At 75.1% G+C, this 13399-nt stretch carries 17 protein-coding genes; 8 read left to right on the top strand and 9 right to left on the bottom strand.

The genetic code is table 11. The features are described from left to right. Positions 1-19: 19 nt before the first annotated feature. The 3 genes from V6U89_RS20070 to V6U89_RS20060 all read right to left on the bottom strand — a co-directional run bounded on the left by V6U89_RS20070 (position 20) and on the right by V6U89_RS20060 (position 3051). A complete protein-coding gene (locus tag V6U89_RS20070) occupies positions 20-1102 on the bottom strand; it encodes an AI-2E family transporter (protein WP_334572868.1) in 1083 nt (360 codons plus the stop codon). Positions 1103-1111: 9 nt separating this feature from the next. Next, the gene (locus V6U89_RS20065; RefSeq protein WP_334572867.1) at positions 1112-1918 is read right to left on the bottom strand and encodes a spermidine synthase; all 807 of its coding nucleotides are present in this window, start codon (positions 1916-1918) and stop codon (positions 1112-1114) included. A gap of 164 nt (positions 1919-2082) precedes the next feature. Next, positions 2083-3051: a DUF2267 domain-containing protein gene (locus V6U89_RS20060; RefSeq protein ID WP_334572866.1), complete on the bottom strand. Its 969-nt coding sequence runs from the start codon at positions 3049-3051 to the stop codon at positions 2083-2085. 185 nt (positions 3052-3236) lie between these two features. Between V6U89_RS20060 and V6U89_RS20055 the strand changes: the two genes are divergently transcribed. Further along, positions 3237-3551 carry a hypothetical protein gene (locus V6U89_RS20055; protein WP_334572864.1) on the top strand — a complete coding sequence of 105 codons (315 nt, stop codon included), beginning with the start codon at positions 3237-3239 and terminating at the stop codon, positions 3549-3551. 66 nt (positions 3552-3617) lie between these two features. Here V6U89_RS20055 and V6U89_RS20050 read toward each other — a convergent pair whose 3' ends face one another. Both V6U89_RS20050 and V6U89_RS20045 read right to left on the bottom strand, forming a co-directional pair. Then, positions 3618-3968: an STAS domain-containing protein gene (locus V6U89_RS20050; RefSeq protein ID WP_334572863.1), complete on the bottom strand. Its 351-nt coding sequence runs from the start codon at positions 3966-3968 to the stop codon at positions 3618-3620. Between the two features lie 43 nt (positions 3969-4011). After that, positions 4012-4410, bottom strand: a complete 399-nt coding sequence (locus V6U89_RS20045) for an STAS domain-containing protein (RefSeq protein WP_334572862.1) — start codon at positions 4408-4410, stop codon at positions 4012-4014. A gap of 219 nt (positions 4411-4629) precedes the next feature. Between V6U89_RS20045 and V6U89_RS20040 the strand changes: the two genes are divergently transcribed. The 5 genes from V6U89_RS20040 to V6U89_RS20020 all read left to right on the top strand — a co-directional run bounded on the left by V6U89_RS20040 (position 4630) and on the right by V6U89_RS20020 (position 9067). Beyond that, complete coding sequence (locus V6U89_RS20040; RefSeq protein ID WP_334572860.1) at positions 4630-6396, top strand: PP2C family protein-serine/threonine phosphatase; 1767 nt, start codon at positions 4630-4632, stop codon at positions 6394-6396. Next, complete coding sequence (locus tag V6U89_RS20035) at positions 6393-7442, top strand: cobalamin B12-binding domain-containing protein (RefSeq protein ID WP_334572859.1); 1050 nt, start codon at positions 6393-6395, stop codon at positions 7440-7442. The genes V6U89_RS20040 and V6U89_RS20035 overlap by 4 nt, the downstream gene beginning before the upstream one ends. Positions 7443-7521: 79 nt before the next feature. After that, positions 7522-7869 (top strand): STAS domain-containing protein, encoded by a 348-nt coding sequence (locus tag V6U89_RS20030; protein ID WP_334572857.1) that lies wholly within the window; start codon positions 7522-7524, stop codon positions 7867-7869. Positions 7870-7936: 67 nt separating this feature from the next. After that, complete coding sequence (locus V6U89_RS20025) at positions 7937-8383, top strand: response regulator (protein WP_154937697.1); 447 nt, start codon at positions 7937-7939, stop codon at positions 8381-8383. Positions 8384-8518: 135 nt separating this feature from the next. Continuing rightward, positions 8519-9067: an ATPase gene (locus V6U89_RS20020; RefSeq protein ID WP_334572856.1), complete on the top strand. Its 549-nt coding sequence runs from the start codon at positions 8519-8521 to the stop codon at positions 9065-9067. A gap of 13 nt (positions 9068-9080) precedes the next feature. Here the strand turns inward: V6U89_RS20020 and V6U89_RS20015 are convergent, their stop codons facing one another. After that, entirely contained in the window at positions 9081-9932 is an 852-nt protein-coding gene (locus tag V6U89_RS20015) for a hypothetical protein (protein WP_442933955.1), read from the bottom strand. Positions 9933-10261: 329 nt separating this feature from the next. On the opposite strand from V6U89_RS20015, the gene V6U89_RS20010 reads away from it, so the two are divergent. Next, positions 10262-11212, top strand: a complete 951-nt coding sequence (locus tag V6U89_RS20010; protein ID WP_334572855.1) for an endonuclease/exonuclease/phosphatase family protein — start codon at positions 10262-10264, stop codon at positions 11210-11212. 1 nt (position 11213) lies between these two features. Here the strand turns inward: V6U89_RS20010 and V6U89_RS20005 are convergent, their stop codons facing one another. Then, positions 11214-11636 (bottom strand): OsmC family protein, encoded by a 423-nt coding sequence (locus V6U89_RS20005; RefSeq protein ID WP_088962435.1) that lies wholly within the window; start codon positions 11634-11636, stop codon positions 11214-11216. A gap of 59 nt (positions 11637-11695) precedes the next feature. Beyond that, positions 11696-12646: a serine/threonine-protein kinase gene (locus tag V6U89_RS20000; RefSeq protein ID WP_334572854.1), complete on the bottom strand. Its 951-nt coding sequence runs from the start codon at positions 12644-12646 to the stop codon at positions 11696-11698. Positions 12647-12865: 219 nt separating this feature from the next. Here V6U89_RS20000 and V6U89_RS19995 point away from each other — a divergent pair, with 219 nt between their 5' ends. Next, the gene (locus V6U89_RS19995; RefSeq protein WP_334572853.1) at positions 12866-13099 is read left to right on the top strand and encodes a hypothetical protein; all 234 of its coding nucleotides are present in this window, start codon (positions 12866-12868) and stop codon (positions 13097-13099) included. 4 nt (positions 13100-13103) lie between these two features. On the opposite strand, the gene V6U89_RS19990 is transcribed toward V6U89_RS19995, so the two are convergent. Continuing rightward, a complete protein-coding gene (locus V6U89_RS19990) occupies positions 13104-13274 on the bottom strand; it encodes a hypothetical protein (RefSeq protein WP_334572852.1) in 171 nt (56 codons plus the stop codon). Positions 13275-13399 lie beyond the last annotated feature (125 nt).

Genomic DNA, 13399 nt, shown 5'->3' with positions numbered 1-13399 from the left:
CCCGCCCGCCCGGCTGGCCTCAGCGGTCGGCCGGGCCGCCCTGCGGATCGGTGGGAGCCGGCAGCTCGCGGCCGCCGGTGGGGACGAACTCCCGCAGCAGGATCTGCCCGATCCCGGCCGCCGGGATGGCCAGCAGCGCGCCCACCAGCCCGGCCAGCTCGGCGGCGAGCAGCACGCTGACCAGCACGGTCAGCGGGTTCAGGTGGACCGCCCGGGCCAGGATGACCGGTTGCAGCAGGTGGTTCTCCACCTGCTGGTAGACGACGAAGAAGACCAGCACCACCACTCCCGCGGTGGGGGAGTGCAGGAACCCGGCCCCCGCCGCGACGATCGCGCCCAGGGTCGCGCCGACCAGCGGGATCAGATCCGCGACCGCCACCAGCAGCGCGATCACCGCGGCGAACGGCACCCCGGTGAGGAGCAGCACGACGTACGTCAGGACGCCGCAGACCAGGCTGATCAGCAGGTTCCCGCTGAGGTATCCGGTGATCGTGCGGGAACTTTCCCGCCCGATCCGACGCAACCGCCGCGCCCGCCCGTCTCCGACCAGGCCGAGCACGCTGCGGCTGATCCGCGGCGCCTCCAGGACCATCAGGTACGCCAGCACGATGATCGTCAGCAGGCCGGCGACGGTCTCCGCCACGCCCCGGACCAGCCCGACCGCCGGCTGGCGCAGTTGCCCGCCGTACTCCTGGATCTGGTCGGAGTGCTGCCGGGCGTACCCGAGCAGCCCGACGCGTTCCAGGAACCGGCCGAGGGCGCCGCGCCCGGCGCGGGCGTCGCGCAGCAGCTCCGGGGCCCGGTCGACGAAGCGGCCCAGCTCGTCCAGCAGCGGCACCAGGATCAGCGCGGCCACCCCGGCCAGCAGGACGAAGGCGGCGAGGAAGACCAGCAGCGTGGCCAACGCCCGGCGCCGGACCAGCCGGCGTTGCACCAGGTCGACCAGCGGCGCCAGGGCCACCGCGAAGAACGCGGCGATCAGGATCCAGACGATGATCCGCCGGGTGGTCCACAGCAGCGCCAGGCCGAGCGCGGTGGCGAGCACCAGGCCGATGACGATCAGTGCGCTGCGGGCGGTGGACCGGTCGTCGGCGGTGCTCATCCGGCGCGGCTACCCGGGCGGGCGGCCGGGAAACCCGAGGGTGGCGTCGGTGGCCGGGCGGGCACCGCCGACGAACGCGTCGAGGTCCGGGCCGTGCAGCACCCCGCCGGGCACCGGGTCGGCGGCCACCCGGGTGGCGAGCCGGCGCGCCGGGAGTCGGCCGGGGCGGTGCGCGGCGGCCAGCACCACGTTGCCGTACCGGCGGCCGCGCAGCATCCGCCGGTCGGCGACCAGGCAGACGTCGGCGAAGACCGCGCGCAGGGTGGCCACCTGCACCCGGGTGAAGACCAGTGGCGGCAGGTCGGTGACGTTGACCAGGTAAACGCCGTCGGGACGCAGCGTCCGGCCGACCTCGGCGACGAACTCGACGCCGGCCACGTGTCCCGGCATCCGCGCCGCCCGGTAGATGTCGGCCAGCACCAGGTCGTACCCGTCCGCCGCGGACGCGGTGACGGCTTGCCGCGCGTCGGCGACCTCGACCACCACCTCGGGGACCGGCGGCAGCTCCTCGGCGACCAGCCGTACCACCGCTGCGTCGCGTTCGACGACCCGCTGCGCCGACCCGGGGCGGGTGGCCGCCACGTACCGGGGTAGGGTCAGCGCGCCGCCGCCCAGGTGCAGGACGGCGCGGGGCAGCCCCGGCGGCGCGGCCAGGTCGACCAGGGTCGCCATCCGCCGGACGTACTCGAAATGCAGGTGGCGGGGGTCCGCGACGTCCACGTACGACTGGGCGACGCCCCCGGCGAGCAGCGTGCGCCCGGTCCGGCGCGCCGGGTCGACGACCAGCTCCAGCCGGTCGTCCGCCTCGCTGTCCATGCCGGCACGCTAGCTGTGGTGCGGGGGTGGTCCATGATCGGGTCAGGTTCTCCGTCACTCGCGACGGCGTGTCGTGTCGGTTGTCGCTACCCGATCATGGCCGACCGGGCGTCCCCGTGCTGGGCCGGCGGGCGCACCGCCCACCGGCCCGGCCTCCGGTCGGCTCACCAGATGCCCGCGCCGACCTCCTCGATCGCGTCGTCGACCTGGTGGGCCAGGTCCACGTCCGCGGCGGTCACCGCGTCGGCGTTACGGCTGCGGACGGTCAGCACCGCGCTGTCGGAATCGGGGCGACCGATCTGCGGTCCGCGGCCGGTGTCCACCCGGAGCTGGTCGAGCCGGTCGAGCACCCGGTCCAGGTTGCCCGGGGGCAGCTCGATGGTCCGCACCAGCGACTGGCGGTCACTGGACCAGTAGGGCAGGTCCGCCAGGGCGTCCCGCAGCTCCGCCTCGGTCAGCGGTGCGGCGGCGCTGCGCGCGCCCACCAGGCCGCCGCCGGGTTCCGGCGGCGTGAGCAGGTCACGCAGCCCGTCCGGCACGTCCAGCGACTCGATCAGGTCGCCGTCGTGGTCGGCCAGCGCGCTCAGGGTCGCCTCCGCCTGATAGCGGGCCTGTTCCGGCGTGCGCCCGCTGATCCGGCCCACCTCGGCCAGGAAGCCCGGCAGGTCCTGGTGCCGTTCGATGCCGTCCACCGGCACCACGTCGTGCAACTTCACCGGCACCGCCTCGAGCAGCCGTTCCCGCTCGGCCTGGTCCAGCGCCCAGGCCAGCGCCAGCACGGTGGCCTCGGCACCCACCTTGGCGGTACGGAAGTCCACCCCCGCGCGCCGGCTGACTTCATCGACCAGTTCGCGGTAGCCCATCGGCTGCACGCGGCTGTCCTGCCCAGAGTCGGGCAGGGGCCGGGTCGCGGTGGCCACCGCCATCGGCGGGGGCGCCGGCCCGCCCCGGGTGCTGTCCGGCTTGTGCCGGCCGGCCGGCGGGGGACCGGACCGGCGACCCCGGTCCAGGCTGGTGATCTGCTTCGACGCGCTCAGGCTGGTGCCGGTCTCGCTCGGCTGTAGGCCCTGCCGGCGCGCGTCGCGGGCCAGGGCCCGGCGGCGCTGGTTGTCGCCCTCCATCTGCTTGCGCATGGTGGCACCTCGCTCCTGTCGGGGTTCGCCTCGTCCGCCGTCGGGTTCCCACCGCCCGGCGGAAGGTAACGGGCCGAACCCGGTCGGCGGGTTCACTCGCCGGGGGTGAGGGACGCTCACCCGCCCGGGCCGCACGATCGGGGCGGACCGGAGGTCTTCCGAGGAACGCGGAAGGGAAGGTCGTCATGAAGAGGATCGTCGAGATCGTCCCCGCCCGACCCGGCTGGTACTCCCGGTGGCAGGTCGGCCCGGAGGCCACCCGCTGCTACCCGGTGAGCCTGTGGGCACTGGTCGAGGAGACCGACGGTTCCGGCCGCGAGGTGGTGGGCATGGACTGCGCCGGCCAGTGGCCCGGATCGGACGTCAACGAGGTCGGTGGGGACTTTGTCCGGTACCTGTTCCACACGCCCGATTCCGGTCCACCGGAGGACGCCGAACCACCGTCGCCGACCGACCTGCGCGCAGACGGGCCGCGCCTGCAACCGGCCGTGGCCACCTAGACCATCCTCCCGGCCCCCGACCCCTGGTCCCAGGGTCGGGGGCCACCCCGACCCGGGACGGTTCCCTCAGCCCGCCTCGCGCACCTCGTCGCCGACGGCGGGCGGGTGCTCCACGGCCAGGAGTTCGGTGAGCCCGGTGCGGTCCAGCAGGTGTTGAAGCTGCGGGTTGACGCCGGTCAACCGGACCGGCCCGGCCCCGCCGCGGCCGATCACCACGAGGGCGCTGAGCCCGGAGGAGTCGCAGAGGGCGACGCCGACGACGTCGATCAGCAGGTCCCGGTGGCCGTCGGCGCGGGCCTGGGCGGCCGCGGCGATCAGCTCCGGCGCGCTGTCGAAGTCGAGGTCACCGGTCAGCCGTAGCCGGGCGCCCCCGGCGTCGAGCCGGGTCACCTCGATGGACAACAGCTGAGTGGGCATGTACCCATGTTCCCAGCTTCGCCCGATCGGGAAACGCCCGGGCTCAGGCGGAGGCGGCCCGGCCGGGCAGATCGGTCGCGGCGGCCTCGGTCCGGGCGGTGGGCAGCGGCCGGGCCAGCAGACCGGTGACGCCGGTCATGTCGAGGATGGTGTCCAGGAAACGCGGCGTGGCGCGCAGCCGGATGGCGGTGCCGATCTGCTGCCCCTCGCGCCACGCGTGGACGATCACGGACAGCCCGGTGCTGTCGATGAAGAGCAGGTCGGCGAAGTCCAGCACGAGGACCGGGGGACGCTCGGCGAGGGCCCGGTCGACCTCGGCGCGCAACGGCCCCGACGTGGTGAAGGCGAGGTCGCCGCCGACGGAGATGACGGGGGCTGCCGGGTCGGAGTGGTCCACGGCCATGCTCAGCGGGGTGGCCTCGGGTTTCCTCCCGTGGGGCACGCGATCACGCCTTTCCGCAAGGGCTGCAGGTCGGGCAGGTGCTTCTGCCGGATCGTAACAACACCCGTCCGGCCCCGCCCGCCACTGCGGATCGGGGTCGCGCCCCGGCCGTGCAGTGGCGGTACCGGCGCACCGGCGTAGGGTGGGGCGCAGAGATTGGAACATACCCGCCGTTTCCGCTGAACCGTGGGTGTCGACACGAGGAGTGGGGCTCAGCTGGTGACTGCTGCCGACGTCAGGGGCTCGGACCCGGGCGACGGACAGATCTCCACGCCGAGCGCCGCCCGGGCTCCGGCGCGGTCGTCCGACGTCGTCGGCCGACCCGGGTCGGCGCTTCCGCCGCTCGCGCCCGACCGTGGCCACCCCGAGCCGGACTGGTCGGAGGTGATCGAGCACTTCCGTGAGGGTCTGATCGTCTGCGACGCCGACGGCGTGGTGCGGCATCTCAGTCCGGTCGCCGAGCGGCTGCTGCCCGAGGTGGTCCCCGGCCTGGCGCTGGCCGCCGCCGGCGTGGCCGCGCTCGCCAGCGGCGACGCCGGCGAGTTCGGCCACCGCGGCCGCCGGCTGCGGGTCCGCCAGCTGCCGCTCTCCGGGGCGCGCAGCTGTCACTACGTCGAGGACGTGACCGACAGCGTCGGCCGGGCCGACGCGCTGCTCGCCGAGCGGGCCCGCTCCGCGTTCCTGGCGGTCGTGGGCGAGAAGCTCGGCAATCCGCTGCATCCGGACCGGGCCGCCGCCGCCGTGGTGCGGCTGACCGTGCCCACCCTGGCCGAGGTGGCCGTCCTGGTGCTCGCGCCGCGGGCCGGTCGGGCCCGCTGGTGGCGGGCGACGCGCGGCGAGGACGAGTCGGCGGCCGTGGACAGCGGCATGTTGTCCGCCACCGCCCTGCCGACGGCGATCGCCGAGGGGCTCTGCGGCGCCGAGCCGCACGCGGTCGACTGGCTGGTCGAGCAGGCGGTGGAGGCCGGCTGGCTGCCAGGGCTGGAGGCCCGCGGGGTCGCCGCCCGGGTGATCCCGCTGCCGGGCCCGGACGCGCCGGCCGGCGTGCTGCTGGTGGCCCGCCGGGCCACCCGCTGGTACGACGAGGACGACCTCGAGCTGGTCCGCGCCTTCGCCGCCCGGGCCGGTGCCGCGCTGACCACGGCGGTGCTCTACCGCGACCAGGCCGAGGTGGCCGACACGCTCCAGGCCAGCCTGTTGCCGGTCGAGCCGGTGCCCGTCGCCGGGGTGCAGTGGGGCACGGCGTACCGGCCGGCGCAGGCCAGCCTGCGCATCGGCGGTGACTTCTACGGCTCGCACCGGCTCCCCGACGGCGGCTCCGTGTTCTTCCTCGGCGACGTCTCCGGCAAGGGCGTGGAGGCGGCCGTCTTCACCGGTCAGCTCCGCCAGTGCCTGCAGGCGCTGCACCGGGTCGAGTCGCACCCCGGCCGGTTGCTGAAGTTGCTCAACGACGCCCTGCTGGAGACCACCCTGGCGCACGGCCAGGGGCGGTTCGCCACCATGGTGCTCGGCGTCGTCCGCCCGCACCGCGACGGCGGCCTCACCCTGACCATGGCCGGTGGCGGCCACCTGCCGCCGCTGGTGCTGCGCGCCTGCGGTGAGGTCGAGACGGTACCGCTGAGCGGCATGCTCATCGGCGTGGTGCCGGACCCGCGCATCGGCGAGGTGACCGTCCGGCTCGCCCCGGGCGAGACCTGCCTGCTCTACAGCGACGGGGTGACCGAGGCGCGCGGCGGCCGGCGCGGCGACGAGCAGTTCGGCCAGGATCGGCTGGTGACCGCGGTGACCGGCTGCCACCGGGTGCCGGCGCCCGCGCTGGCCGAGCGGGTCGAGCAGGTCACCTGTGACTGGCTGGCCCAGGGCGACCACGACGACATCGCCGTGCTGGCGCTGCGCGCCATCGGCCCCGGCGGGCGCCCGGGGCGGCACCTGCACGCCGTACCCGAGGTGGGCCGGCCCGGCGAGGAGAGGGAGACCCGATCGTGACCGCTCCCACCACCCAGGCCGATCCGGCGCAGGCGTACCACGAGTTCCTGGCGGCGCTGGAGGAGGCGGACGAGTACGGCGCCATCGACGTGGCTGTCCGGCTGCTCGACGCCGGGGTGCCGGCCGAGCGGGTCCTGCTCGACCTGGTCGGGCCCGCGCAGTCCGAGGTGGGGGAGCGGTGGGCGCGCAACGAGTGGAGCGTCGCCCAGGAGCACGCGGCCACCCACATCAGCGAGCGGGTGGTGGCCGCCGTGGCGGCACAAGCCAACCCGCGCCCGACCCGGGGTCGGGTGGTGGTGGCCTGCATGGACGGCGAGTGGCACGCCCTGCCGCCCCGGCTGGTGGCGGAGGTGCTGCGGCTGCGCGGCTGGCAGGTGACCTTCCTCGGGGCGAGCGTGCCCGCCGCGCACCTGGTGTCGTACCTGCACCGGCACGACGCGCACGCGGTCGCCCTGGCCTGTGCGCTGCCGATGCGGCTGCCGTACGCGCACCGGATGATCGAGGCCTGCCGCCGGTCGGACGTACCGGTGGTGGTGGGCGGGCGCGGCTTCGGCGACGACGGCCGCTGGGCCCGCACCCTCGGCGTCGCCTGGGCGCCGGACGCGCCGAGCGCGGCCGACCTGGTCGCCGACGAGCGGGCGCTGCGCCGGGTCGGCCCGGCCGAGCTGCCGCACCTCGCCGACGACGAGTACGCCAGCCTGGTGAAGCGGCGCGGCGAGCTGATCGACTCCGCGCTGGCCGATCTGCGCGAGCGGGTGCCGTCGGTCCACCACTACACGCCCGCCCAGCTCGACTCCACGATCAGCGACCTCGGATACATCGTGGACTTCCTGGCCGCGGCGCTGTACGTCGACGACAGCTCGCTCTTCACCGACTTCGTCGGCTGGCTGGTGGAGATCCTGACCAGCCGGGGGGTGCCGGCCGCCGCAGTCGGGCTGACCCTGGCCCACTATCACCGGCAGCTGCGTGACTTTCCCCGGGCGGCACGGTTCCTGGCGCTGGGGGAGACGGTCCTCCCCGAGCCCGGCGACCCCACCCGGCGCTGATCGCGGCGGTGCCGGGCACCCTGCTTATACTTGCTCCACTGCAAGGATCGGCCCTGCGGTGCGAGCGAGAGGGACGAGGTTGACGTTCACCGTCACGCACAGCCCGCGGGTTGGTGGTGGTGTGTGCCTGCGGCTGGTCGGCGAGCTGGACATGAGCACCGTCGGCCAGCTCAACGAGACCATCGACCGGCTGGCCGCCGACGGCGCCCGGCAACTGCTGCTCGACCTCGCGGAGCTGACCTTCTGCGACTCCACCGGCATCGCCGCGTTCGTCCGGGGGGACAATCGGGCCACCGCCGAGGGCGGGTGGCTGCGGCTGACCGGGGCCACCGGCCGGGTGGACCGGGTGCTCCAGGTCACCGGGCTCGCCGACGTGTTGGCGTACCAACCGGACATGGCGGACCCGGCGTCGCAGGACGCCCCCTGATCGGCTAGATTTCCCCGCCAGCGGGTGACCGTGCGGTCCCCATCGCCCGAGATGAGACAGGTACCCCATGGGCCAAGGCGCCGCCAACCCCGTCCGCATCCTCGTCGTGGACGACGACCCGGGTGACGTGCTGATGATCGAGGAAGCCCTGGAGGACTCCGAGATCGAGAAGGTCATCGACGTGGTCAGCGACGGCCAGGAGGCGATGGAGTTCCTCCGCCGCGAGGGCCGGCACACCGAGGCCCGCCGCCCGGACGTGATCCTGCTCGACCTGAACATGCCGCGGATGGACGGCCGGCAGGTGCTCGGCGAGGTCAAGCAGGACGAGGACCTGCGGACCATCCCGATCGTGGTGCTCACCACCTCGAACGCGGACACCGACATCGTCGGCAGCTACACGCTGCAGGCCAACGCGTACGTGACCAAGCCGATCGACCTGGACGACTTCAACGACGTGGTCCGCCGCATCGACGAGTTCTTCGGTCGGGTGGTCGTGCTCCCCAAGCGGTCCTGACCCGCTCCGGTGGCCCCCGCCACCGGGGCTGGCGCTCAGTTGCTGAACATTTTTCCCGAACCTCCTCGGCGCCGAGCGGCAGCCGCGAGGATCGAACCTGGGGAAAGACGTACCAGCTGCCTGGGGGGCGACAGTATGAGGTTCTCCGTCGTTGAGACCGGCTACGACCAGCGGCAGGTCGATTCCTGCCTTGATGAGCTGGGAGTCCGGTTGACCCGACTCGCCGCGCGGGCGGAGGTCGCCGCCGGCGCGGGTCGGGAGTGGGACCAGATCCGGCAGGAGGCGACCCTGCTGCGCGGCCTGGTCGACCGCCAGGGTGCGCCGACGGACGACGCCGCAGCGTCGGCTCGCCGCGCCGCCTCGGCGGTCGAGCGGGAGGCCGCCGACATCCTGGCGCAGGCCCGCGGCGAGCTCGACGCCGCGCGCGAGGAGGCCCGGCAGCTCCGCGAGCGGGTGTACGCCGAGGCGGTGCAGGCCCGCCGCGAGTTCGAGGCGGCGCTGCACGAGCGGCGGCGTCGGGAGGCCCGGGTGGACCAGCTCCTCGCCGGGATGGCGGGCGACGTGGTCCCGGCCGACACGCCTACCGCCGCCGCCTCCACCGGCGGTGTCCCGGCGACCCGGGCCGCCGCCGGCGCGCCCGAGGTGGCGGCGCACCGGCCCGAGCCGGGCACCCGGGTGGCCTGAGCGCCGACCCAGCTCAGGTCAGCGCCGCCACCACCGTGGTCGCCCGCTGCTCGTGCGGGGCGTACGCGTCGGGGAACGCCGAGACCTGCACGGCCTGGGCGGCGGCGGTCACGCTCATCTCCTGCCAGCCGGGCACCTCGGCCAGCGCCGTGTAGAACGCCCGGGCCGCGTACGCGGGACGCATCAGCTGGGCCACCGTGCCCCACCCGCTGCTGGGGCGCTGCTGGAACAGCCCGACCGAGTCGTGGTCGGAGCCGCTGCCCTGGTGCGGATAGTCGTACGACTCGGGCAGCACGTCGCTGGCCAGGTTGTAGAGGTTGCTCTCCTGCATCGCGGTGGCGATGGCGACGACCAGGCCGCGCCGGGGCACCTTCAGCTGCACGCCGACGTCCACGATCACCTTGGCGTTGTCCATCTGCGCCTGGGTGAGGCCGGCGACCGGCCGGGGCCGCCGGGGCTTGACCGGCTTCTTCGGCTTCGGCGTGGGCTGCCGGGTGGCCGACGGGCTGGGGCTGGCGGTGGGGATCGGGGTGACCGGGACGGCGATCGGTGCGGCGCCGCGGTCCAGCGATCGGGAGGCGCGGTCGGCGGCCTCGGCCCGGTCCGCCAGCACCTCGCTGACCGGGGTCCCGCGCGGGCCCGGGTCGTGCGCGCCGGCGAACGCCACCAGCCCGAGGCAGCAGGTCACGCCTCCGGCCAGGGCCACCCGGGCCGGGGTGGAGGCCAGTACGGCCCGCGCTCCGCGTCGGGGTGGCTCCGGAGCGCGGTGTCGGCCGATCCGCCGTTCGCCCGATGCGGCATCGACCGTACGGATATGCGGTCGGGTCGCGGGCGGCTGCTGCTGAGGGGAGTCGTCGGCAAGCACCCGCCGAGGCTAGAGAGCCGAGGACCGCTTGCCATCGGGGTCATTGGTGGCATGCGCCACAATTTGCGATGATCCGACCGGGCATTACCGGCGGTCGGCAAGGAACGGCACCGATCTCGCCAGTCCTACTTATCCTTGATGTCGGAAACAACCGGCGGAATCGGGCGCGACGCGGCCGCGTGGGTTCAGGCGGCGGCCCTCCTCCGTTCGGGCGACGGCCGCCGGCCGTACCGCCGACCCGCCGGCCCACCGCGCGGCGGAAGCCCAGGTCACCGGCGGGCGGGGTGTTGTCGCCGCCGCCCCGGCGGCGGCTCGGTACGATTCGGACGGTGACCGAGAGCATGATCGACGAGCCCGTCCCCGGTGCCGGGCACCGCCCGGATGACCGGCGCGGACTCGTCCTGGTGCTGCTCGCCGTGCTGCTGGCGGCGGTGCTGGCCGGCCACCGCGCGGTCCCGAACGTGCGCGGCCTGGGCAGCCTGCTCGACAGCGCGACGCCGCTGCTCGGCCTCGGCGTACCGGTGCTGGCCCTGGCCGCGCTGCTGCGCCGCTCCCGGCGGGCGCTGGTGGCCGTCGCGCTCCCCGCGGCCGTCTGGGCGCTGATGTACGCCGGCGTCTGGCTGCCCCCGGCCGCCGGCAGCGGTCCGGACATCATCCGGGTCGCCAGCCAGAACCTGCGCGCCGGCAATCCCGACCCCGCCGGCACGGTCGCCCCGCTCGCCGAGGCCGGCGTCGACCTCCTCGCGCTCCAGGAGGTCGACGACGCCGGCCGGCTCACCGCCGACCTGCGGCAGCGCTACCCGCACCGCGCGTCGGTCTCCACCGTCGCCCTGTGGAGCCGCTACCCCATCCGGGACTCCGCCGGAGTGGACACCGGGCTGGGCTGGACCCGCGCGCTACGGGCGGTCGTCGCCACCCCGCGGGGCGACCTCACGGTCTACGTGGTGCACCTCGGGTCGGCCCGGGCCGGCGACACCGCCACCCGGGACGAGACCGTCCGCACCCTGGCCGGGGCGGTGCGCGCCGACCACGCCGACCGGCTGCTGGTGCTCGGGGACCTGAACACCGCCACCACCGACCGGGTCTTCGACCCGCTGACCCGCCTGCTGGGCGACGCCCAGGCCGACGCCGGCCAGGGCTTCGGCTTCACCTGGCCCTCGTCGCTGCCGATCACCCGGCCCGACCACGTTCTCTACCGCGGCCTCACGCCCACCGCGGCCGACGTGCTGCGGACACCGGACTCCGACCACCGGGCGGTGACCGCCGGCTTCCGCTGGTGACTCAGCGCCGCCCGTCGGCGGGCGTCACGGTCAACCGGTGGCGGCTGGCGTCGCCGCTGGAGAAGGGCCAGATCCGGTCGGCGTACTCGACCAGGTCGGCCAGCTGCTCGCGGGTCAGGCCCACCGACGAGATGGAGGCGTGCACGTCGGCCCGGTAGCGGCCGTCGTCGTCGCGGCCCAGCTTCGCCTCGGCGGTCACCTGCACGGTGTGCGCCTCGTCGGTGATCTCGCCGGCCGCCTCCACCGCCGCGTGGTGCAGGCAGGACGCGAACGCGGCGGCCAGCAGCTGCTCGGGCGTCAGGCCCGTGCAGTGCGGCGCGAGCGGCGACGCCAGCGCCGTGGACCAGCCGCCGTCGTCGGTGCGTACGTGGCCGCCCGAGGCGGTCGCGGTGGCCTCGTTCAGCCAGGAACTGGGATCCGGCATCGCGTTCCTCCCGTCAGTCACCGGCCCGGGTTCCCGGACTCGATCGGGTGAAACGCCGGTCAGGCCGGTCCGGCGCGGGACCAGTCGTCGAGGGCGACCGCCTCGGTCGCCTCCGTCGCGGCGCGCTCGGTCCACTCGGAGACCGGGGCGGGGCGGGGCCGGGGCACCGACGCCAGCATCGGCACGTACACCCGGGCGTCCACCACCTCGGCCAGCAGCAGCGCGGCCATCAGGCTGGTCGGCCGGCGGGACGGGTCGTCGGCGAGGCACTGGCGGCACAGCTCGGCCACCTCCGGCGGCAGCCCCTCGATCGGGGGCAGCGGCTCGGCCGCCACCCGCCGGCGGGCACCGACCAGCTGGGTGGCGGTCGTCCCGGCCGCGTACGGCAGGCGGCCGGTGAGGCAGTAGTAGAGGAGCACGCCGAGGGCGTACATGTCGGCCGCCGGGGTCGCCGGCTGCCGGTCGAACTGTTCCGGAGCCAGGTACGCCGGGGTGCCCACCACCATGCCGTCCGGGCTGTGGTCGGGCGCGCCGGCCGGGGTGGCGATGCCGAAGTCGAGAACCTTCACCCCGGACGGGGTGAGCATGACGTTGGCCGGCTTCACGTCGCGGTGCACGATCCCGTGCGCGTGCGCGGCGGCCAGCGCGGCCGCCACCTCCGCGCAGACCCGGACCGCGATCCGCCAGTCCAGCGGCCCGGCGCGCAGGTGCGCGGCGAGCGTCTCGCCCTCGGCCAGCTCCATCACGATGTACGGCGCCTCGCGGCCGGGCAGCGTGGTCGAGGTGCCGAAGTCGTGCACGCTCGCCACGTTGGGGTGCACCAGCCGGGCGGCGTTGCGCGCCTCGGCGCGGATCCGCTCGACGCAGGTCTCTTCGCCCTGCTGCTCGGGGGACATCAGCTTCACCGCGACCGGTCGGTCCAGCACCAGGTCGTGCGCGCGCCACACCTCGGACATCCCGCCCAGGCCGATGCGCTGTGCGAGCTGGTACCGCCCGGCCAGCGTCCTCATCGACCAGCTCCTGCCTTTTCCTGCCGCCTGCCCGGTGTGGCTGCGCTCCTTCGGAGCCGGTACCCGCGCTCTGAGCAGGGCAAACCCGTGGGCGGGTCGGCCCGGAGCGGGCTCGGGGCCACCGCCGGTGCGGTAGCTTGCCAGCCAGGGGGTCCGGCGGACCGGCCGGCACGCTTCCTCGGCACCGACCGGGTGCGCTGGTGGACGGAGGGGACGGGGATGGCCGAGGTGACCGTGCGCTTCGTCGGCGGGCCGGCCCACGACGTGGTCCGGGCGGTGCCCGCCGATCCGGGCGGCGAGCCGCCGGAGCGCTGGATCATGCGGCACCCCGACGCCGACCCGCCGCCGGGTGGCGGCGGTCCGGACCACCTCTACGCGCGGGACCGGCCCGACGGCAGCGGCGTCTGGACGATGCGGTTCGTGCGCACCTATCCGGTGGGGGCGAGCGAGTGACCGGTCACCGGCCCGCCGAGCGGTCCACCGGTGCGCGGGGCGTGGGCCAGACCGCGACGCCCTGACCCGCCAACCAGGCCGTCCCGGCGGCTCCCCGCACCAGCGCGGCGATCGCGAGCATCGCCACCCGCGCCACCCGCCCCCGGTACGCCCAGCGGACCTCCTCGACAGCCATGGCCCGAGCCTGCGGTCGGAGCCTGGACCCGACGTGGGTCGGACCTGTGCCCGTGCTGTGCGGACCGACCGGCGGTCCGCTTCCCCCGCCGCGACGTCGCCCGGTACCGTCGAGCCGACCCGGGT

Origin of the sequence: Micromonospora sp. CPCC 206171, assembly GCF_036906755.1 — a bacterium.
Classification (GTDB): domain Bacteria; phylum Actinomycetota; class Actinomycetes; order Mycobacteriales; family Micromonosporaceae; genus Micromonospora; species Micromonospora purpureochromogenes.
Note: the sequence above shows the minus strand (reverse complement) of the source record. Positions and strands in the feature narration are given on the sequence as shown.